Source organism: Cytobacillus gottheilii, assembly GCF_900166665.1.
Classification (GTDB): Bacteria; Bacillota; Bacilli; order Bacillales; family Cytobacillaceae; genus Cytobacillus; species Cytobacillus gottheilii_A.
The window spans coordinates 663,184-683,956 of record NZ_LT800494.1 but is presented as its reverse complement, the minus strand read 5'-3'; the positions used below and the strand labels follow the sequence as shown (position 1 = coordinate 683,956).

General features: G+C 41.0%; 19 protein-coding genes. 2 read left to right on the top strand and 17 right to left on the bottom strand.

Annotated elements, in window-relative coordinates:
• Window positions 1-368: 368 nt before the first annotated feature.
• From B7E07_RS03315 to B7E07_RS03280, 8 genes are all read right to left on the bottom strand, one after another.
• Window positions 369-902: an acyltransferase gene (locus tag B7E07_RS03315; RefSeq protein ID WP_066442611.1), complete on the bottom strand. Its 534-nt coding sequence runs from the start codon at window positions 900-902 to the stop codon at window positions 369-371.
• Entirely contained in the window at window positions 899-1,552 is a 654-nt protein-coding gene (ppaX, locus tag B7E07_RS03310) for a pyrophosphatase PpaX (protein WP_080844057.1), read from the bottom strand. The genes B7E07_RS03315 and ppaX overlap by 4 nt, the downstream gene beginning before the upstream one ends.
• Window positions 1,542-2,489, bottom strand: a complete 948-nt coding sequence (locus tag B7E07_RS03305; protein WP_080844056.1) for a nucleoside recognition domain-containing protein — start codon at window positions 2,487-2,489, stop codon at window positions 1,542-1,544. Before B7E07_RS03305 ends, ppaX begins: the two co-directional genes overlap by 11 nt.
• Window positions 2,490-2,495: 6 nt before the next feature.
• Window positions 2,496-3,314 carry a prolipoprotein diacylglyceryl transferase gene (gene lgt / locus B7E07_RS03300; RefSeq protein ID WP_080844055.1) on the bottom strand — a complete coding sequence of 273 codons (819 nt, stop codon included), beginning with the start codon at window positions 3,312-3,314 and terminating at the stop codon, window positions 2,496-2,498.
• A gap of 45 nt (window positions 3,315-3,359) precedes the next feature.
• Complete coding sequence (gene hprK, locus B7E07_RS03295) at window positions 3,360-4,295, bottom strand: HPr(Ser) kinase/phosphatase (RefSeq protein ID WP_080844054.1); 936 nt, start codon at window positions 4,293-4,295, stop codon at window positions 3,360-3,362.
• 280 nt (window positions 4,296-4,575) lie between these two features.
• Window positions 4,576-4,923 (bottom strand): phage holin family protein, encoded by a 348-nt coding sequence (locus B7E07_RS03290; protein WP_080844053.1) that lies wholly within the window; start codon window positions 4,921-4,923, stop codon window positions 4,576-4,578.
• A gap of 57 nt (window positions 4,924-4,980) precedes the next feature.
• Complete coding sequence (locus B7E07_RS03285; protein WP_080844052.1) at window positions 4,981-6,090, bottom strand: DUF4097 family beta strand repeat-containing protein; 1,110 nt, start codon at window positions 6,088-6,090, stop codon at window positions 4,981-4,983.
• Window positions 6,091-6,381: 291 nt separating this feature from the next.
• Window positions 6,382-6,699 (bottom strand): magnetosome magnetite crystal formation protein family, encoded by a 318-nt coding sequence (locus tag B7E07_RS03280; protein WP_080844051.1) that lies wholly within the window; start codon window positions 6,697-6,699, stop codon window positions 6,382-6,384.
• 280 nt (window positions 6,700-6,979) lie between these two features.
• Between B7E07_RS03280 and treP the strand changes: the two genes are divergently transcribed.
• Window positions 6,980-8,416 carry a PTS system trehalose-specific EIIBC component gene (treP, locus tag B7E07_RS03275; protein WP_080844050.1) on the top strand — a complete coding sequence of 479 codons (1,437 nt, stop codon included), beginning with the start codon at window positions 6,980-6,982 and terminating at the stop codon, window positions 8,414-8,416.
• 86 nt (window positions 8,417-8,502) lie between these two features.
• Here treP and uvrA read toward each other — a convergent pair whose 3' ends face one another.
• From uvrA to B7E07_RS03260, 3 genes are all read right to left on the bottom strand, one after another.
• Window positions 8,503-11,382, bottom strand: a complete 2,880-nt coding sequence (gene uvrA / locus B7E07_RS03270) for an excinuclease ABC subunit UvrA (RefSeq protein WP_080844049.1) — start codon at window positions 11,380-11,382, stop codon at window positions 8,503-8,505.
• A 7-nt stretch (window positions 11,383-11,389) separates the two neighbouring features.
• On the bottom strand, window positions 11,390-13,369 hold the full coding sequence (uvrB, locus tag B7E07_RS03265) for an excinuclease ABC subunit UvrB (RefSeq protein WP_080844048.1): 1,980 nt from the start codon (window positions 13,367-13,369) through the stop codon (window positions 11,390-11,392).
• Between the two features lie 284 nt (window positions 13,370-13,653).
• Complete coding sequence (locus tag B7E07_RS03260; protein ID WP_080844047.1) at window positions 13,654-13,890, bottom strand: CsbA family protein; 237 nt, start codon at window positions 13,888-13,890, stop codon at window positions 13,654-13,656.
• 129 nt (window positions 13,891-14,019) lie between these two features.
• Between B7E07_RS03260 and B7E07_RS03255 the strand changes: the two genes are divergently transcribed.
• Window positions 14,020-14,274 carry an alpha/beta-type small acid-soluble spore protein gene (locus tag B7E07_RS03255; RefSeq protein ID WP_080844046.1) on the top strand — a complete coding sequence of 85 codons (255 nt, stop codon included), beginning with the start codon at window positions 14,020-14,022 and terminating at the stop codon, window positions 14,272-14,274.
• A gap of 360 nt (window positions 14,275-14,634) precedes the next feature.
• On the opposite strand, the gene B7E07_RS03250 is transcribed toward B7E07_RS03255, so the two are convergent.
• From B7E07_RS03250 to B7E07_RS03225, 6 genes are all read right to left on the bottom strand, one after another.
• Window positions 14,635-15,117, bottom strand: coding sequence for a DUF2798 domain-containing protein (locus tag B7E07_RS03250; protein WP_080849093.1), 483 nt, complete (start codon window positions 15,115-15,117; stop codon window positions 14,635-14,637).
• Window positions 15,118-15,291: 174 nt separating this feature from the next.
• Window positions 15,292-16,395: an AI-2E family transporter gene (locus B7E07_RS03245; RefSeq protein WP_080844045.1), complete on the bottom strand. Its 1,104-nt coding sequence runs from the start codon at window positions 16,393-16,395 to the stop codon at window positions 15,292-15,294.
• A 182-nt stretch (window positions 16,396-16,577) separates the two neighbouring features.
• Window positions 16,578-17,186, bottom strand: coding sequence for an alpha/beta hydrolase (locus B7E07_RS03240; protein ID WP_080844044.1), 609 nt, complete (start codon window positions 17,184-17,186; stop codon window positions 16,578-16,580).
• Between the two features lie 19 nt (window positions 17,187-17,205).
• On the bottom strand, window positions 17,206-18,144 hold the full coding sequence (locus B7E07_RS03235; RefSeq protein WP_080844043.1) for a ring-cleaving dioxygenase: 939 nt from the start codon (window positions 18,142-18,144) through the stop codon (window positions 17,206-17,208).
• A gap of 35 nt (window positions 18,145-18,179) precedes the next feature.
• On the bottom strand, window positions 18,180-18,590 hold the full coding sequence (locus B7E07_RS03230; protein ID WP_080844042.1) for a MarR family winged helix-turn-helix transcriptional regulator: 411 nt from the start codon (window positions 18,588-18,590) through the stop codon (window positions 18,180-18,182).
• Between the two features lie 435 nt (window positions 18,591-19,025).
• Window positions 19,026-20,708, bottom strand: a complete 1,683-nt coding sequence (locus B7E07_RS03225) for a methyl-accepting chemotaxis protein (protein ID WP_139785562.1) — start codon at window positions 20,706-20,708, stop codon at window positions 19,026-19,028.
• Window positions 20,709-20,773 lie beyond the last annotated feature (65 nt).

The window sequence follows — 20,773 nt, the reverse complement described above, 5'->3', positions numbered from 1 at the left end:
ATAAGACTAGGTGTGAGAAGGTTCTATTAGATTACGCAAAAGGGAGGATGGGACAAAACGAAATTAGTATTTCTAAAACACGAATTTCCAATATCTTGGTTTGGGTATTTAGATAAGTCCGTTCCATTGCGCTGCGGACACTCGCTTTCCGTGGGGAGGAAGCTGAGCCTCCCCGAAGCAAAGCTTCTGCGGGGTCTCACCCTTTCCTCTATTGCCCACTGGAGTCAAGTGTCCTCCGCTTCATTTCACTCATGTTGGTAAAATATATTTTATAATCATAAATAAAAAAAACCGAATGTTTAGAAAGATGACTTCCTAACCATTCGGTTCTATGGGTGTGTTAAATACTTATGTCCCAGCCTCTTTAATCAAGATCCATTTCCATAAATCTCATCGTTTGCCCAGCGTTCTGCCAGCTGTTCTTTTGTGTAAATAATCCGCATCGGGTTGCCGCCGACAAAGACGCCATCCGGTACATCTTTGTGGACAAGCGTACCGGCTGAGACGATGGCCCCATCCCCGATTTTCACACCGGGAAGAATGGTAGTGTTGGCACCAATCATGACTTCATCACCAATGACTACTTCTCCCAATCTGTATTCTTTGATTAAGTACTCATGTGCCAGAATGGTTGTATTGTAGCCAATCACGGTGTTTCGGCCAACGCTTATTTTTTCCGGGAACATCACATCAAGCATCACCATTAAGGCAAAGGATGTCTGATCGCCCACCTTCATTCTTAAAAATGTGCGATAAAGCCAGTTTTTCAACCCTAATATCGGTGTATATCGAGCAAGCTGAATGACGACAAAGTTTTTCACAACCTTGAGAAATGGCACGGTTTTGTATACATGCCAAAGAGAATTGCCTCCCGTCACAGGATACCTTGTCGTTCTTCTCATTTGTTTTCAGCCTCTAAAATATCCAGTAAATCTGCCATATTTTCTAACATATAGTCAGGTTGATAAGTCATGAGATGGTCTTTGCCTTTCACAGACCAGGCAACAGCCGCTGTTTTCGTGCGTGCATTTTTGCCGCCTAAAATATCATGATGATTATCCCCCACCATAATAGCCTCTTCCGGCTTTGAATTCAGCTGTTCTAATGCCTTCAGAATCGGCTCTGGATCTGGTTTGGCATTTTCGACATGATCTAACGCCACCACGACATCAAAAAACTGATCGAGATTGGTTAAAACAAGTCCTTTTTTTACAACATCTAAGATCTTCGTTGTTACGATCGCCAGCTTATAGCCTGACTCCTTCAAGGTCCTAACTGTTACAAAAACACCTTCAAACTCTGTCACGAGCAGATCATGGTTGGCAATATTATAGCTTCTATAGACAGCGATCATTTCATCTGTTTTTTCGGGATTCAGTTTATGAAACGTTTCATGCAAAGTCGGCCCTAAGAATGGCAGAACATCTTCACGGCTATATTTTCCCGGATAATATTGTTCCAATGTATGCAAAAACGTAGAAATAATCAGTTCATTTGTATTAATGAGTGTTCCATCTAAATCAAATAGAATCGTATTTATTTTAGTGTTCATAGGTTGCTTCCTTTCTTTTCGACAAGTCCGCCTTTCTCCAAAAATAGGCTACAACGAGTGTAAGCACTATAGCGACCCCGATCCTTATAAGCAAGAGCGGCAGCACGGGGATTCCAAGCGGAATAAAGATCAATGTATCTTCAACAACTGCGTGGCACGCAACCAGGAATATAAACGCAAGGGTGACATCCTTTCTGCTGACGCCATCCTCTTTTACAGCTTGAATCATTACACCTGCACCGAATGCAAGACCAAACAGCAGACCTGCTGCAAGAGTTGTAGATGTATTTTCTTTCATCCCTAACATTCTTGTCACAGGTGCCATCCATTTTGAAAAGACAGCTAGCCATTTTAAATCCTTTAGTATTTGAATGGCAATCATTAACGGAATAACGATTAACGCCAGCTGAAAAATCCCTAAAGCAGCCTTTTGAAGGCCATCCAATAAAATGGCAGCCCAGCCGGTTAATTCTGCCTCCGTTTGGGGAATAAACCCATAACGGGCCATTTCCGATCCGCCCTTCCAAACAAGATTGATAATTAGGGCAGAGCCAAATGCAAGACCAATCCGGACGGCAAGAATGACCCACAGCTTAACGCCAACTTTCAGTGCCACTCCTGATTCAATCAGAAGATTATGTGAAAAGGACAGCATGACAGCAATGATAAATACTTCTTTGACAGTCAGGTCCAATGTTAAAATGGCTCCAATTCCAGCATATAAATTCAGCAAATTCCCTAATACAATCGGAATGGCCGCATCACCTGATAGCCCAATGATATTCATGAGCGGGGTGATCAATGAAATGACCCACGGAAGTACCGGCGTGTATTGCAGCAATGAAACAATTAATGTAACTGGAAAGATGACTTTTCCTAATGTCCATGTTGTCTTTAAGCCAACCATCAACCCTTTTTTTACAGACTCCAGAAACATACGATCTTACACACCTTTATCTAAATAACGAGCATCTGCATAACCTTTGACTCTTCTAAAAATAATCAGTGCAATAGCACCAACAATGAGAGCAACAGAAAGCAATTGGGCAGCTCGCAAGAAATCGGTAACCATTAGGCTGTCTGTACGCATTCCTTCAATAAAGAATCTTCCGATGGAATACCAGATGACATACGTTAAAAATAGCTCGCCACGGCGCAGATTAACTCTTCTAAGCAAGATTAAAAGAATAAAGCCCGCAAAATTCCAGAGCGATTCATATAAAAATGTCGGATGGTAGTAAGTACCATTAATATACATTTGATTTACAATAAAATCAGGCAAATAAAGATTTTCCAAGAACTGACGAGTAACCTCTTCACCATGCGCTTCCTGGTTCATAAAGTTGCCCCAGCGGCCAATGGCTTGCCCAAGAATGATACTTGGAGCAGCTATATCAGCTACTTTCCAAAAAGAAACTTTTTTTATTCTTGTAAATATGTACGCTGTAATGACGGCTCCAATGAGGGCACCGTGAATCGCAATTCCGCCTTCCCAGATTTTAATAATGTCACCTGGGTTTTGTGCGTAATAGTCCCATTGAAAAATAACATAATAAATTCTTGCTGAAATAATTGCAATTGGAATCGCCCATAACATTAAGTCAGCAAAGATTTCTTTATCCAAGCCGCGGCGGTCTGACTCGCGCATTGCAATCATTAAAGCAAGGGCAATTCCTACACCAATAATTAAGCCATACCAATTGACCGTGAGCGGCCCAATTTCAAAGGCAACTCGATTAAGCGGTTCTATATTTTGCTCCACTCTGTATTCTCCTCCTCTTATCCTGCTATCTATATAGTTTAAATTTTAACGATCTTCATGATCTCCGTCTTCAATTACATCTGATAGTTTATCCGTAAACTGCTGAGCAGCATTTACTCCCATTTTTTTCAGGCGGAAATTCATGGCTGCCACTTCAATAATAACTGCTAAATTTCGGCCTGGTCGAACAGGGACCGTTAATCTGGTCACTTCGGTATCAATAATTTTCATTTTCTCTTCATCGAGCCCTAAACGGTCGTATTGCTTTTTCGGATCCCATATCTCTAAGTCCATCACAAGCGCAATTTTTTTATAGCTGCGAACTGCACCAGCTCCAAAAAGGGTCATTACATTAATAATGCCAAGGCCGCGAATCTCGAGTAAATGTTCAATTAACTCTGGAGAGCTGCCAACAAGAGTATCTTCATCCTCCTGTCGAATTTCCACGCAGTCATCCGCAACAAGGCGATGCCCCCGCTTCACAAGCTCTAATGCGGTTTCACTTTTTCCGACTCCACTTTTACCGGTGATTAATACACCTACGCCATAGATATCAACAAGCACTCCGTGGATGGCCGTTGTGGGAGCAAGTTTACTTTCTAAATAGTTTGTCAGCAAGCTGGAAAAGCGTGTTGTTTTTTGCTTCGTCCGCAACAAAGGAACGGCTTCTTTCTCAGCTGCCTCAATCAATTCATCGGGAACGTCCATTTCTCTTGTTACAATGATTGCCGGTGTAATGTCAGAACATAATCTTTCAAGTCTGCTTGTGCGTTCTGATTTATTCAGTTTTTTTGTAAAAGTCAATTCCGTTTTTCCAATCAGCTGAATTCTTTCGGCTGGGTAGTAGTCAAAAAATCCGGCAAGCTCAATTCCTGGTCTTGAAATATCAGTCGTTGTGATGGGTCTATTAATGCCTTCCTCACCACTAATTAATTCTAAATTGAATTTTTCAATAACTTCTTTCGTGCGAACCTTTGGCATAAATACGCCTCCTTTTATCTCGCTAGCCTTTAACACGTTCGTAACGGTTATTATGCATCAATCTATTTTAGCATTTTTTTCACAAGAACCAAATTGCTGAGATTGTTTTTTGGATGTTTTTGCATACTTTGTTGCCTTAATAAAGAAGAGAGAGTGTTTCCACTCCATGGTACTCGCTTTCAGAGGCAGGATTCTAAAGACACAAAAAACCGAACCATCAGGCAGATGAATGAACTCTGCTAACAGTTCGGGTTTATTTTGGGTTAAAATGACCCGTTTGTTAATCTTTTGCAAATGTACTTTGGATGATTATGTTGGCAATGGACATGATGATGCTGACGATAAAGGCTGTTCCAAAGCCTGCCAGTTCAAAGGAGCTGCCCATAATGCCATCTGTGATAAGAAGGGTAACAGCATTAATTACAAATAGGAATAATCCCAGTGTAAGAAACGTGATCGGCAGTGTCAGGATAATTAAAATGGGTCTGACCAAAATGTTAAGAACCGATAGCACCACGCTTGCAATGATTGCCGCCCCAAATCCCGATAAATAGAAGGAGTCTCCAAAAAAACCTCCTATCGCGATAAACAGAACAGCATTTATGAGTATTCCTACTAACCATTTCATTCGCTACACCTCTTTTAGCAGCATTGCTGCAGACAGCTCTCTTCGCAACTGTCTATTTTATATGATTGCTGATTTTTTTACCGATATTGATCCTGTTTTTGAATCAGCCAGCAGCCTTAATCCGCTGAGAGGATCCTTCAATGAGCGAAAGCGCAGATTCTTTTGAATCACTTCGCTTTTCTCTTCAATGACTTCAATGCCATCGAGCTCGACATTAAAGCTGCCTAGATTTGTCTTCAACTCTCCATTTACAGCAGTAAATTCAGGAACAAATAATTCAATATTTCCTGTCGTTACTTTTGCTTCAAGCTGCTCACAGCCTGTGCCTTTTATATGGCAATAAATATCTCCATGGAAGGTTTGAACGTCTGCCTTTCTGCAGCTGCCTTCCACATGGACCACTCCATTAATTGTCTCAATTTCAAACTCGTCTACCGTGCTATTTTGAATATTGACTTGCCCGTTCGCTGTCTCGATTTCTGCATATTTCCCCTGCAGACCAACTACATTAATTTTACCATTCGCTGATTTTGCTTTAAAGCTTTCCGCATATAAGTTTTCACCATCTATCGGTCCATTAAACATGCGCACTTTAATGTTTTCATATTGTGATTGAGGAACATAAATGGAAGCTTCAAGCTTCATCCATTTTTGCTGAGCCGAAAAGCGGAGCTTCTCCCCTTCAACTGCAAAAAGAACGTCCTTTAAGAATTTCTGTCTTGCCTCTTCCTGTGTTTCCACGCGATAAACCTTTGCCTTACACTCGATGCGGACATCCTGCTGCTCCCAAGGAATTAACTTAATCCCACCATTCGCTACATCAATGTCTATGTTCTTTAAATATACATTCGAATATTGGAAAATATGCGAAATATCAACGGACTGGCCAAAATTCAAATCAAAATCTGCATCCTTAATTTTCTTTAGAGCTGAATCGACAAAATCAATGATTTTCACTTTTGCGCTATTGAACTTTTCATTTAAAGGATCTTCTTTTTTCGCTTCTTCAAAATGAACTTTGTCACTTAGCTCTGGAAACATGTTCTGTTCTTTCTCTTGTGCTGCTTTATTGGATTTTTCGAGTTCTTCAAGAAGAATAAGTGCTTCATCAACCTTTAGCTTTCCGTCTTCAACCATTTTTAATATACGTTTTCTCTCTTCTTGCATCGGGATCCCTCCATATTTTATGCCTTTTTTTAGGCCGTTTTGGCAAACCTTGTTGTTTTCACTTAAATGTTGAAAGATTTCCAGAGTACTCGCTTTCCGGCGGGGCGGGTATTGAGCCACCTCGTCCAGCCGGAGTCTCGCATACTTTCGTTCTAATCAACTAAAACCTTTTTTTAATGTGATTAGTTTGATTCCCATTTCATGGTACAGCGTTTCTGCGGAGTCTCTCGCACCATTTCAATCTACAAATATTTTCTTAGACAATACATTAAGACTACAATCTTCTATTTATTAAACAGTAAAGACTTTAATTCCTTTAATAATATTCCAAATAACGACAATAAAAGATAAAAGAAGGCTGACCAGCAGGGATCCTAGAAAAAAGAACGGAATTTCATTTGCTCCTGCTGTAAAAGTCGGCTCCATGAATACCGCAAAGAGTAAAAGCGGCACTGAGAGGAGCGGTATGATATGTGAAATAAACGCTTTTTTGGCATGCTCTTTTACACTTTCGCTGCTTGTTGCAAAAAATAAAACGAGTGGAAAAATAAAACCAGCGAAGAAAATACTGAAATAACTTAAAGCTGAAAGAATTTTATCTGTATCCATACGTTCATCTCCTTTATCCTTTTTACGAGAAAGGTTCAAAAAGGTTTCAAACATTTTATTTTCTAAGACATTTTTCCCTGGTTTTCAAGAGTGATTCAGTTGAAAACAGGGTAGGGTAAAAAGGTGGAATTACCTATTGGAATAGGGATCTGAAAGCGATTTATTTCTCGTTGACAAATCTGTATATACAAGTTAGAATGAAACCGTAATCATAATCTGTATATACAAGTTTGACTTTTTAACAGGTAAGTATTTTTATAAAAAGTTAGGGGGAGAAAAAATGAGCAAGTACAGTGAATCTGCGAAACAGCTGTTAGACGAAATTGGCGGCAGCGAAAATATCTCAGCTGTTACCCATTGCGCAACTCGGATGAGATTTGTGCTCGTTGATCCAAAGAAAGCTGATGTTGAAAAAATTGAAGCAATCCCAATTGTAAAAGGTACTTTTACACAAGCTGGTCAATTCCAGGTTATCGTAGGCAATGAAGTATCAACATTTTATAATGAGTTTGTGAAAATCGCGGGTGTGAGTGACACCTCTAAAGATGATGCTAAGGTAGCTGCGAAGAAAAATATGAACTTCCTGCAGCGGATGATTGCTCATTTAGCTGATATCTTCACTCCATTAATTCCAGCACTTGTTGTTGGGGGGTTAATACTAGGTTTCCGTAATGTGATTGGTGAAATTAATTTACTTGAAGATGGAACCATGACTCTTGTAGAATCTTCCCAGTTTTGGGCTGGCGTGCACTCATTTCTTTGGTTAATTGGCGAAGCAATCTTTCATTTCCTTCCTGTTGGCATCACATGGGCTGTTGCCCGTAAAATGGGAGCATCCCAAATTCTCGGGATTGTGCTGGGGATTACGCTCGTTTCTCCGCAGCTTCTTAATGCCTATGGTGTGGCAGGTGCAGAAACTGGAGACATTCCAGTCTGGGATTTTGGTTTTGCCCAAATTGAAATGATCGGTTATCAGGCACAGGTTATTCCTGCAATCCTAGCCGGGCTGCTTTTCTCAGTATTAGAAATTAACTTAAGAAAAGTTATTCCAAATTCAATCTCAATGATTGTTGTCCCATTTTTATCTTTAGTACCAACTGTATTACTGGCACATACTGTTTTAGGTCCTATCGGCTGGCAGATCGGTACCTTTATTTCTGATGTTGTGTACGGTGGATTAACATCCGCATTTGGCTGGCTGTTTGCAGCATTGTTTGGATTTGTTTATGCACCATTAGTTATCACTGGCTTGCATCATATGACAAATGCAATCGACCTTCAGCTTATGAATGCGTTAGACGGTACACCATTATGGCCAATGATTGCTCTATCTAATATTGCACAAGGTTCAGCTGTATTAGCGATGATCTATATTAACCGCAAAAACAAAGAAGAAAGACAGGTTTCCGTTCCAGCAGCGATCTCTTGTTATCTAGGTGTTACGGAACCTGCTATGTTTGGTATTAACTTGAAGTACGGCTATCCATTCTTAGCAGCCATGATTGGTTCCATGGTAGCAGCAGTCATTTCGGTCGGAAGCGGCGTTATGGCATATTCCATTGGTGTAGGCGGTTTACCTGGAATTTTATCCATACAAACTGAACATATGCTAATGTTCGCTGTTGGAATGGTTGTCGCAATCGTGATTCCATTCATCTTAACGGTTGTATTCTCGAAGATGAACTTTGGAAAAATCCCTTTCCAAAAAAGAGCATAAGAAGAAAGGGATTAAAACTTTGGTTGTTTCCCGCCAAGGCCAAACAATAAAAAATCAGCTAGGCTTATAGCGCCTAGCTGATTTTTTTATGCATTTGCTGCACTTGCTTCTTTTTCTTGGATTTCTTTTTTCATTCGTTCCCGATCACGTTCAAGAATTGGCTTTAAGTATTTTCCTGTATAGGAACCAGGAGCTTCCGCAACTTTTTCCGGCGTTCCGGCTGCAACAATCGTTCCGCCTTTGTCTCCGCCTTCTGGTCCTAGGTCAATGATATAATCAGTTGCTTTAATAACATCAAGATTGTGTTCAATGACTAAAACAGTATCGCCATTTTCCACAAGACGCTGCAGGACTACTAGCAATCTGGAAATATCATCAACATGTAAACCTGTTGTTGGTTCATCTAAAATATAGAGAGATCTTCCCGTTGAGCGGCGATGCAATTCTGATGCAAGCTTGACACGCTGTGCTTCTCCTCCAGAAAGGGTTGTAGCTGGCTGGCCAAGTTTTACATACCCTAAGCCGACATCAAAAATGGTTTGCAGCTTTCGGCTGATTTTCGGGATATTTTCAAAGAATTCTAGTGCGTTTTCCACTGTCATATCAAGAATGTCAGCAATGTTCTTTCCTTTATATGTGACATCAAGCGTTTCACGGTTATATCGTTTGCCGTGGCACACTTCACATGGTACATACACATCAGGCAGAAAATGCATTTCGATTTTAATAATTCCATCTCCACGGCATGCTTCACAGCGGCCGCCTTTAACGTTAAAACTGAAACGACCTTTTTTATATCCGCGCACTTTCGCTTCATTTGTAGTTGCAAACACATCACGAATATCATCGAAAACACCCGTATAGGTAGCTGGATTGGACCTTGGTGTCCGGCCGATAGGCGACTGATCGATATCAATGACCTTATCCAAAAATTCGACCCCATTAATCTCTTTATGCTCACCTGGTTTGCTTTTCGCATTGTGCAGCTTTTGAGCGAGACTCTTATGAAGTATTTCATTAATCAGTGTACTCTTTCCTGATCCCGAAACCCCAGTAACAGCCACAAACGAGCCTAGTGGAAACTTAAAGTTAACATTATTAAGGTTATTCGCCTTTGCACCCTTTACCTCAATGAATCTTCCATCGTTTTTTCTTCTTTCAACAGGAAGCGGGATGAACTTTTTCCCTGCCAAATATTGACCTGTCAGTGAATTCGGATCATCCATGACTTCTTGCGGTGTTCCGGCTGAGACAATTTGTCCGCCGTGAACACCAGCACCAGGGCCGACATCGATTAGATAGTCTGCCGCCATCATCGTATCCTCATCATGCTCAACGACAATAAGTGTGTTCCCAATATCACGCATATTTTTTAAGGTTTCAATTAAACGATCATTGTCGCGCTGATGCAGCCCAATGGATGGCTCGTCCAATATATAAAGAACACCTGTCAATCTTGAACCGATTTGAGTAGCCAGACGAATCCGCTGTGCTTCTCCTCCAGATAATGTACCGGCCGCTCTGCTGAGTGTCAGGTAGTCTAGTCCCACATTGATTAAAAAGCCAATACGCTCTTTAATTTCTCTTAAAATTAGGTTGGCAATAGCCATCTCTTTTTCTGTTAGTGAGAGTTGTTCAAAGAAATGAAAGGCTTCTTGAATGGAAAGAGACGTTACCTTACCGACATGTTCCCCATTAATTAAGACAGCCAGGCTTTCTGGCTTTAGGCGATAGCCTTGACATGAAGGACAAGAATGCTGGGCCATATACTTTTCCATTTGCTCCCGAATATAATCGGAGCTCGTTTCTTTGTAGCGGCGCTCAATATTCGGAATAACTCCTTCAAAGTTGATATAGCCTTCACGAATTTGTCCGAAGTCATTTTCATAGCGGAAATAAATTTTATCTTTTCCCGAACCATATAGGACCCGTTCAAGCTGATCTTTGGGCAAATCTTTTACAGGAATACCCATGTCAATACCATAATGATTGCAGACAGCTTCTAAAAGCTGAGGATAGTATTGTGAACTCGTCGGCTCCCATGGGGCAATGGCACCTTTATTTAAAGGAAGATCCCAGTTAGGAATAACAAGCTCTGGATCAACCTCGAGCTTAGATCCTAAACCATCACATTGCGGACATGCTCCAAAGGGACTGTTAAAGGAAAACATTCGCGGCTCCAGTTCATCGATGGAAAAGCCGCAGTGCGGACAAGCATGGTTTTCACTGAAAAGCAATTCCTCTTCCCCAATGACATCCACAAGCACTTTGCCTGAACCAAGCTTTAGGGCGGTTTCCATTGAATCTGTTAAGCGGGCTATTACGCCGTCCTTCACCACAATTCGATCGATCACAACCTCAATTGAGTGCTTTTTGTTCTTTTCAAGCTCGATCTCTTCTCCAAGGTCACGCATTTCTCCATTAACACGAACACGGACAAATCCTTGCTTTTTCACTTCTTCTAAAATTTTTACGTGTGTGCCTTTTCTTCCAGAGACAAGCGGTGCCAGAACTTGAAGCTTCGTTCGCTCCGGATACTCCATGATGCGGTCAACCATCTGTTCAATGGTCTGTGATGATATTTCAATTCCATGGATCGGACATGTTGGACGGCCAACACGCGCGAACAGAAGCCGTAAATAATCATAAATTTCTGTGACGGTTCCGACCGTTGAACGCGGGTTGCGGCTGGTGGTTTTCTGATCAATTGAGATAGCCGGTGATAAACCATCAATGGCGTCGACATCAGGTTTATCCATTTGCCCTAAAAATTGACGGGCGTAAGCAGACAGCGACTCTACATAGCGGCGCTGTCCTTCCGCGTAAATCGTATCGAAGGCGAGCGAAGACTTTCCGGAACCTGAAAGCCCTGTTAAAACAACAAGCTTATCTCGCGGGATGGTGACATCAATATTTTTCAAATTATGTGCTCGGGCACCTTTTACAATCAGTTTATCCATTGCCATAGGGTCATCATCCTTCCGCCTTTAGTTCAAGTATTAGATCACGAAGCTCAGCTGCACGCTCGAAATTGAGATTCTTGGCCGCATCCTTCATCTCTTTCTCCATTTCGCTTAACAGCTTGTCGCGTTCTTTCTTGTTCATTTTGCCAAGCTTTGCCGGCGCATTGTATTCTTCCGTTTCCTCTGCCGCATGTGTTGCTCGAATCACATCGCGGATATCCTTCTGGATCGTCTGCGGAGTAATGCCATGCTTTTCATTGTACTCTTCTTGTATGGAACGGCGGCGCTTCGTTTCGTTTATGGCTATATCCATTGATTTCGTGATTTTATCAGCATACATAATCACATGGCCTGCTGAATTTCTCGCTGCACGGCCAATCGTTTGAATAAGGGATCTTTCTGAACGAAGGAAGCCTTCTTTGTCTGCATCTAAAATCGTTACTAATGAAACTTCCGGAATATCCAAACCTTCTCTCAAGAGGTTGATTCCCACAAGAACATCATATTTTCCAAGACGAAGTTCACGAATAATCTCGATTCTTTCAAGCGTCTTTATTTCAGAATGCAGATATTGCACTTTAATGCCAATTTCCTTTAAATAATCGGTTAAATCCTCAGACATTTTTTTCGTCAGTGTTGTAATAAGAACACGTTCATTGCGCTCGACTCGTTCATGAATTTCCCCAATCAAATCATCAATCTGCCCTTCAATCGGACGAATATCAATCGTAGGATCAAGCAATCCAGTTGGACGGATAATCTGCTCAATCATTTTTGGTGTGTGTTCCATTTCATATGGTCCAGGCGTTGCTGATACATACACAATTTGACTGATATGCTCTTCAAATTCCGGGAATGTTAATGGCCTGTTGTCCATCGCAGAAGGCAGACGGAAGCCATGCTCAACCAGAACATTTTTACGCGCCTGGTCACCATTAAACATCCCGCGCACCTGAGGAATGGTTACATGAGATTCATCGACAACCAAAAGAAAATCCTTCGGGAAGTAGTCGATTAATGTATATGGCGTTGAGCCAGGAGGCCTTAATGTCAAATGACGGGAATAGTTTTCAATTCCTGAACAAAAGCCCATTTCTCTCATCATTTCTAAGTCATAACGAGTCCTTTGCTCAAGGCGCTGCGCTTCTAGCAAACGGTCATTTTCTCTTAGAACCGCTAGGCGCTCTTCCAGTTCTTTTTCAATATTTTCAATAGCTACGCGCATTTTTTCTTCACGCGTTACGAAGTGAGATGCCGGGAAGATAGCAACATGCTCGCGTTCACCGATAATTTCTCCGGTTAGCGCATCCACTTCACGAATTCGGTCAATCTCATCGCCAAAGAATTCAACGCGAATGCAATGTTCATCCTTTGAAGCCGGGAAAATCTCAACTACGTCACCGCGCACACGAAATGTACCGCGCTTAAAATCAATGTCGTTTCGTTCGTACTGAATATCCACTAATCGATGAAGAAGCTGATTTCTTTCGATTTCCATTCCTGTTCGCAAAGACAAAACAAGCTCCCTATACTCTTCCGGGGAACCTAAGCCATATATACATGATACACTCGCAATAATAATGACATCCTGTCTTTCAAATAGGGATGAGGTTGCAGAGTGCCGCAGTTTATCAATTTCATCATTGATGCTTGCATCTTTTTCAATAAATGTATCTGTTTGCGGAACATATGCTTCCGGCTGATAATAATCATAATAGCTGACAAAATATTCAACCGCATTGTTCGGAAAAAAATCTTTAAATTCGCTGTAAAGCTGTCCTGCTAATGTTTTATTATGAGCGATGACAAGCGTCGGTTTATTTACTTCTTTAATGACGTTTGAAATCGTAAATGTCTTTCCTGTACCTGTTGCTCCAAGCAGCGTTTGATGTTTCTTGCCAGCACGGATTCCTTCAACGATCTTTTGAATGGCTGCTGGCTGGTCTCCTTGTGGAGAATACTTGGATACTAATTCAAATTGGTCCTTCACTCAAAATCCTCCCGTTCAAATCCGTAATTGAAATCAGATACTGCACAAATGCACATACTTTCAGTTTGCATAAGGACCAAGCTGCCGCCCATTTGTCAGTATTTAACTTCCATACCCATAACATCATTCTACCACAAACTCTTATATACAAACCAACAATATACGAACGGATATTCGTTTTTTTTTGTAATTCTTATAGAGCATGATGACTGCTGCAATCAAAAAATACGAACAGAGCTCTTAATCAAACGTTTGATTGGGAGTTCTGTTCGTATTCGAAATGTTCATGAATTCGATTTTTTCATTTTGTTCTTCAGCACCTGCGCATACCAAAAACCTGCAGTCAGTGAAAAAGCATCGATTACAATGAGCCAATAGGTATCTGTATATCCTTTGTACACAGAAGCTGCAATTAAAGCCACGGTCAGGATTAATCCAATGACGCGATTATATGTCACTCTTGTAAAAAACAAGACTAATAAGCCTGGCAGGAAAAATGCTGATATGTATTTTAATGCCATATTTACACCTTCTTTGTTCACAAAATGTACACACTCTTACAATAGCTCTTGTCGTCTTTGAAAACAAGTATTTTGTCATACAGATGGAGATGCTAATAGATGAAGAACTTTCAAATGGAGGGTTATTATATGGCAAGAAGAAGAAGGCGCCCGCTCGTTCCTGAAGCGCGTCATGGCCTTGATGAACTGAAGAGCAGAATAATGGGCACTCAAAATGGAGATGAAGCAAAATTCGAAGCTGCTAAGGAAGTAGGTGTTCCTCTTCAAAAGGGCTATAACGGAAGGCTTACATCTGTTGAAGCCGGACAGGTCGGCGGCAGACTGGGCGGCAGCATGGTAAAAGAACTCGTTCGTTTGGCACAGGAGGAACTGCAGAAAAGGTAGTGAGGAACATATAGTGATGAAAGAGACTGGGACATAAGTATTTAACACGATCATTGAACCGAATGATTAGGAAATGATTTTCTAATCATCCGGTTTTTTTATTTATGATTATAAAATATATTTTCTAAACATGAGTGAAATGGAGCGGAGGGCCCTCGACTCCTGCGGGCTGCAGAGCAAAGTGTGAGACCCCGCAGGAACGGAGTGACGAGGAGGCTCAGCTTGCTCCCCGCGGAAAGCGAGGGTCCGCAGCGCAATGGAACGGACTTGTTTTAATACCTAAACCAAGATATTGATTATTCATGTTTTAGAAATAGAACTTAGCTTTGTCCCAGCCTCTTTCATATTTTCATCTGGCAATTACACTGACCTAACCGCAGGCTCAGCTTTTACAAATTTAATAAAAATCAGACGAACCAGCGGTCCCATTACAAGAATCTGAAGCGGCAATGCCATCAGCAGATTTTTTCCGAACACAGCTAGGTATGACATAAAGATATGATCAGAAATGCCGTTATGCATACTGGACATGATAACACCATAAATGGACATGAAAAACGCCATCCCTAATACCATACAAGTAGATATCGCTAGAACTTTAAAGATGACCTTGTTTGTATTGGCTGTCAGTTTCATTGCTATTTTCTTCGCCATAGGTCCTACTAAATATAAATCAAGGATCAGTGCAATGATAAATCCAATGGCAAAGTTAACAGCAGCATCCATAAACGTCATTTTTCCTAATGTACCGTTCAGATAAAAGTTATAAAACGTCATAACCAGTACCATTCCAAAACACATCATTAAACCAAATTGTATACTTTCTTTTTTCGTTGTTGGCAATTTCATCATCCCTTCTTTTTAACACTTTCTGATTATACTTATAGGGAAATCCTCTTCGTAAGTGAACATTTTGTGAACATTTGGATGAAAGACTGTTTTTATACATGTTTTTTTATTGACAAATCCAAAAACACATAAAAAAAGAGCCCTGCAATCATGCAGAGGCTCTCTTGATCAAATAGGTGGTATTTCCGATTGGGCCAGTTTTCTGGTCCGGAAAAATTTCACTGTATTAACGAAAATCGTTTTAGCGACAGCATACGTTGGCACCGCAAGAATCATACCAAGGATTCCCGCTAAATTTCCCGCAACAAGCAACAAGATAATAATCGTTGCTGGATGCGTATTTAAGCTTTTTCCTAAGATTAAAGGAGAGAGTACATTCCCTTCAATTTGCTGCGCGACTACAATCACGACCACCACCAGAAAAGCTTTTCCAGGCGAGTCAAACAAGGCAACAATAACGGCTGGAGCTCCGCCTAAAAACGGTCCAACATAAGGAATAATATTTGTGACAGCCACAATTAAAGCCATGACAAGCATATAAGGCAAATCAATAATCCAATAGCCAATCAGAGACAATGTACCAACAAACAGTGCTACCGTAATCTGCCCTTGGATATAAGAAGATAATGTGTTTGCTGTTTCCTTTAATGTCTTGATTCCTTCATCACGGTAACCTGCAGGAAAGAACTTTGCGATAGCTGCAGGAAACTTATCTCCATCCTTCATCATATAAAATAGAAGGAAAGGTACTGTCACAATGGTAATCGCTATATTGGTGACAACGCTGAAGATGCCGGATATCCCTGATGTGATTCGATCAGGAAGCGTATTGGCGTAGTCCGTAATTCTTCTAATAATTTCTTCCTGTGTCACATATTGCTGGGTTGTAATCCACTGGAATTCTTGCGTTTCGGATAATGAATCAAAGAATTCCTCTGTTTTTTCCACATAGGTTGGCATATCATTGACAAGTGCAACGATCTGATTGGAGATCATAGGAACGAGGTTGCCAACTGCGAGCACGACAACACCGATTACAGCTGCATAGATAAGGAGAATTGCAACAACCTTTGGAACCTTCCACTTATGTAATCTTTGCACGAGCGGATTGAGCATAAAAAATAGAAAACCAGAGATGATGATCGGGAAAAACAAGGTAGATACAAAGATTCCTACTGGCTGAAATAAAAAAGAAATCTTAGTTGAAACATAGATAATGGTTAAAACAATTAAAAACTGTAAAGCCCAAAACTGAAACTTCTTCTTTGGCACATTCTCACCTTTTTCTGCAGCATTTTGAACTATTATACCAAAATGCCAGTAAGAAGGCACATTAAAGCTATATGAAGAACAGACGGAAATATAGATTTGGTGTAAAGAACTGGTTCAACAATAAAAATAAGGCCCTTTTTACAAGGCCTTATCCCCTGAACACTTTATCATTCATTTCTACCTTAATATTTCTTCTCCTCATACCACTTCGCAGCCGCCAGCACCTCATCTAATGTTAGCTGGTGGCCACGATTTTCCCAATGCAGTTCAACAGAGGCATTGGCTCCTTCAAGCAATGATTTAAGATCCTCTGATTCGCTTGATGGGCAGATTGGGTCATTTGTACCTGCCGCAATGAAAACGGAAGTTCCTGATAAGTCAGGAAGTTGGATGCCTCTTCTCGGCACCATCGGGTGGTGCAGAATAGCTCCCTTCAAGCTGTCAGCGTAATGGAACATTAAACTAGCAGCAATATTGGCTCCGTTTGAATAGCCTACTGCAATAATATTTTTGCGGTCAAATCCGTATTTTTGAGAAGCTTCATCCAGAAATTCATCTAATTCTTTTGTACGGAATTGCAGATCCTCTTCATCAAATACCCCTTCAGCCAGGCGTCTAAAAAAGCGCGGCATGCCATTCTCCAGCACATTCCCTCGTACACTTAACACAGAAGCTTCTCCATCGATTTTTTCAGCAAGCGGCAATAGATCTAATTCATTCCCACCAGTACCATGCAATAGCAGCAAAACTGGTTTATCCGGATTCGTGCCTTTTTCAAAAATATGCTTCATTAAACTCTCCCCCATTCTATTAATTTAAATCTCTTACTTTAATCGGAAATAGTGATTGCTCTAGTTTGCTTCTATATTGTTCATATTGCTCAGGAAGTTTCAGTTCTGTTCCCATTGTTTCTAAAGATTCATCGTGTGCAAATCCAGGCGGATCTGTAGCAATTTCAAAAAGAATCTCTCCATACTCACGGAAATAGATGGCATTAAAATAGTTGCGATCCTGAACAGGCGTCACGCCTAAGCCTTTACTTTCAATATATTGTTTCCAGTCTAATTGATCTTCGTCATCCTGCGCACGCCATGCAATATGATGGACCATCCCTACGCCCAATCGCCCTTTACCACTGGAAACCTTCTTAACATCAACAATGTTTCCGATTGACGCACTTGATTGAAAACGGATGTAATCATCATTTTCAGCGACCTTTTCCAATCCCATGACTTCTTCAAGCACCTCAGCTGTTTTTAAAGGATGTGCTGAAAAAAGAATTGCACCTGCAAAGCCTTTAATGGCTTTATCTGCCGGAATGCCAGACTCTTCCCATTGATTCAGTTCACCGCTTGCACGCTCAACCAGCTCCAGCTTCAGCCCATGCGGGTCCGTAAACGCCAGTATATCTTCACCAAAACGCTCTGTCTTTTCAAAGGAAATCCCCAAATGTACGAATCTTTCTTCCCAAAATGGCAGTGCTCCAGCTGGAACAGCATAGCTTGTTACGCCAACCTGTCCGTCGCCAATTTTTCCCGGATATGCATTGGCCCATGGAAAAAAGGTGATGATGGTGCCTGGATTGCCATTTTGATCACCAAAATATAAATGATATGTGCCCGGATCATCGAAATTAATTGTCTTTTTAACAAGTCTAAGCCCTAATACACCATGATAGAAATCTACATTTTCCTGTGGATGCCCAACAATGGCGGTGATATGGTGAATGCCTGCTGTTGCTTTTTTCAAAACTGCTCCCTCCTTTTTCTGTACAACTCTGGTTCTTATTTTGTTTTTAATTCTATTTTACCTAAAGCAGAAATGGTGCTGTTCATTTCACTTTCTGTCACTTCTTCAAATAACACGTCTATTGCATTTTTATAGGAAGGATATAAATCATTCATGAGCCGCTGTCCTTCTGTTGCCATTTCAACGTGAACAACTCTGCGGTCCTCTTTGCAATCACTTCGCATGACATATCCTTTTTCAACAAGCTTATCAATTACGTAGGTCATTGAACCAGTAGCAAGATACACGTTTCCAGCAATTTGGTGTACGGTCTGCTTGCCATGCTCGTATAATACCTCAAGAACGGCAAATTCAGTCGTGCTAAGCCCGTATTCCCGCAAATATTGCTTTAAAAAATCCTGAATCGCTTTAGATGTTTTTAAAATCGAGACAAAAACTTCATTCATTAAGCTTGCCTCCTTTATTTACACTTAATTAAAATATCTTGAATATGAGATAATTATATTGCAGATAGTTGAGACTGTCAATATCGTTGCCTTTTTGCAGCAGTGGTTAGGCGAGTTTGCGTGGGTGGGAGCTGCATTTGTGAGGAAATTCGTTCAGCAAAGAGGTTTTTTGAAGAATTGACACCAAAAGGAGAAAATTGCTGCCATTCCTGTTGGAAATCTCACTGTTTTTAGCCTATAAGATGAAGATATCCGCCGTCCAGAAATTTTATCCGCCGTTATTTTGATATATCCGCCGTTAAAAAATTTTATCCGCCGTTATTTTCATTTATCCGCCAAAAACAGCAGTTTATCCGCCAAACCCCAGCCAGACGGTCAAATCCGCATACAACTAAAAAAAGGACGGCCTCTCAGCCGACCTTCACCAAACCCACATTATTTCACCTTAAATGCCAAAATCAGATTATTTAACTTAGCCGTGTTTCCTTCTAAAGTAGCGATGCTTCCAGCTACTTGTTCAATTGTACTGCTGGATTGCTGTGCTGTTGCTGCAACTTGTTCAATGCCAGCAGCCGACTCTTCTGAAATAGACGCGACCGATTCAATCGATTCGTTTATTCCTCTAGAGTGGTCAAGAATTTCATATAGAACAGCAGACATTTCCGCAATTTGAACACCCGTGTTCTTAATCGATTCTTGAACAGCTGTAAAGGATTTGCCTGTTTCAACAATGCCGCTTGTGCCGTCTGTAACAAGTTCATAGCCCTCCTGCAGAGATGAAACGACAAGCTCTGATTCACTCTGTATGCCTGCAACGATTTCGGTAATATCGGCAATGGAATGTGAAACCTGTTCCGCAAGCTTGCGCACTTCATCAGCAACCACCGCAAAGCCTCGGCCACTCTCACCAGCTCTTGCCGCTTCAATGGCAGCATTTAGTGCCAATAAATTCGTCTGCTCAGCAATTCCCTGAATCACATGAACAATTTGTGATATTTCCCTTGTGCGCTGATCCAAGCCTTGTACCATCTCCAAAGAATTTAGCATTTTTTCATTAATTGCATTCATTTTATTAATAGAATCATCCATATATTCACTGCTTTTATCTGTGCCTTTAATGGTTTCATCCGTCAATATTCTTGCGTCCTCGCCTTTTAAAGCCGCATTCATCAGCTGTGTGGCGAAATGATTCATGCTCTCACTAAGAGTGCTTGAAGAGTTCGCCTGTTCCTCTGCTCCTTTTGAGAGCTCCTCCATCGTCATCGCAATCTGCTGGCCACCAGCTTTAACTTCCTCCGAATAACGGCGCAGATCTTCACTTTGACTTGTCACCTGATCGGAAACAGATGCTATATTTCCAACAATGGAGCTTAGATTGTTGTTCATTTCATTAATAGATGCTACAAGCTGTCCGATCTCACCTTTGTCTCTCGTCAACATAGGCTTCGTTGAGAGCTCTCCACTTGCAATCGCCTTCATTCGAGCTGCAACTCGTTTGATTGGGTTGGAAATATTCCGTGCGGTTATGATCGCAATAATAAGACCTAATATGATAATAAGTGCAGATACACCTAATCCAATCAGATTAATGGTTTCTCCATATGAAAGGAGAGTATCTCCACTTTCTAAAATTTCCGCTTCTCTGAGTGCAGCCAATTCTGTCAGCTGCTCTGTTAGTTCACGGGCTGCAGGCTGAACTTCCCCCACTAATAATTGTGTTGCACCATCTCTGTCACCAGAATCATATGTAGCAAACACTTCATTTTCAACTAATGTCGCCCAATCTTGATAAGCTGTTCTTAATTCTTCAACCTGGGGATTATTTGAGATTTGAAGAATTTGATCAAACTCCTCCATACTTGTGTAGTGATAAGAAGAAAACTCATCCTTATGCACACTATCTCCATATAACACGTACCCTCTTACGGCTGAAACACCTTGCGCAATATTTGTTAAAAGATTCTCATCAGCAATTAATAACGGAAGCTCTTCTGAAACGACCTCTTCAGTTCGATCGTTCATAGAAGATACGGTCCAAAAATTATAAACAGACTGTGCGATACTCAGCACAATAACCACTAAAAATCCTAGTATTAACTTCCCGCGTATCGTTTTCATAGTTTCTCCTTTGTTGAAAAATGAATAATTTTCTCCATCTTTAATATCGGCAGAAAGCGTGTACA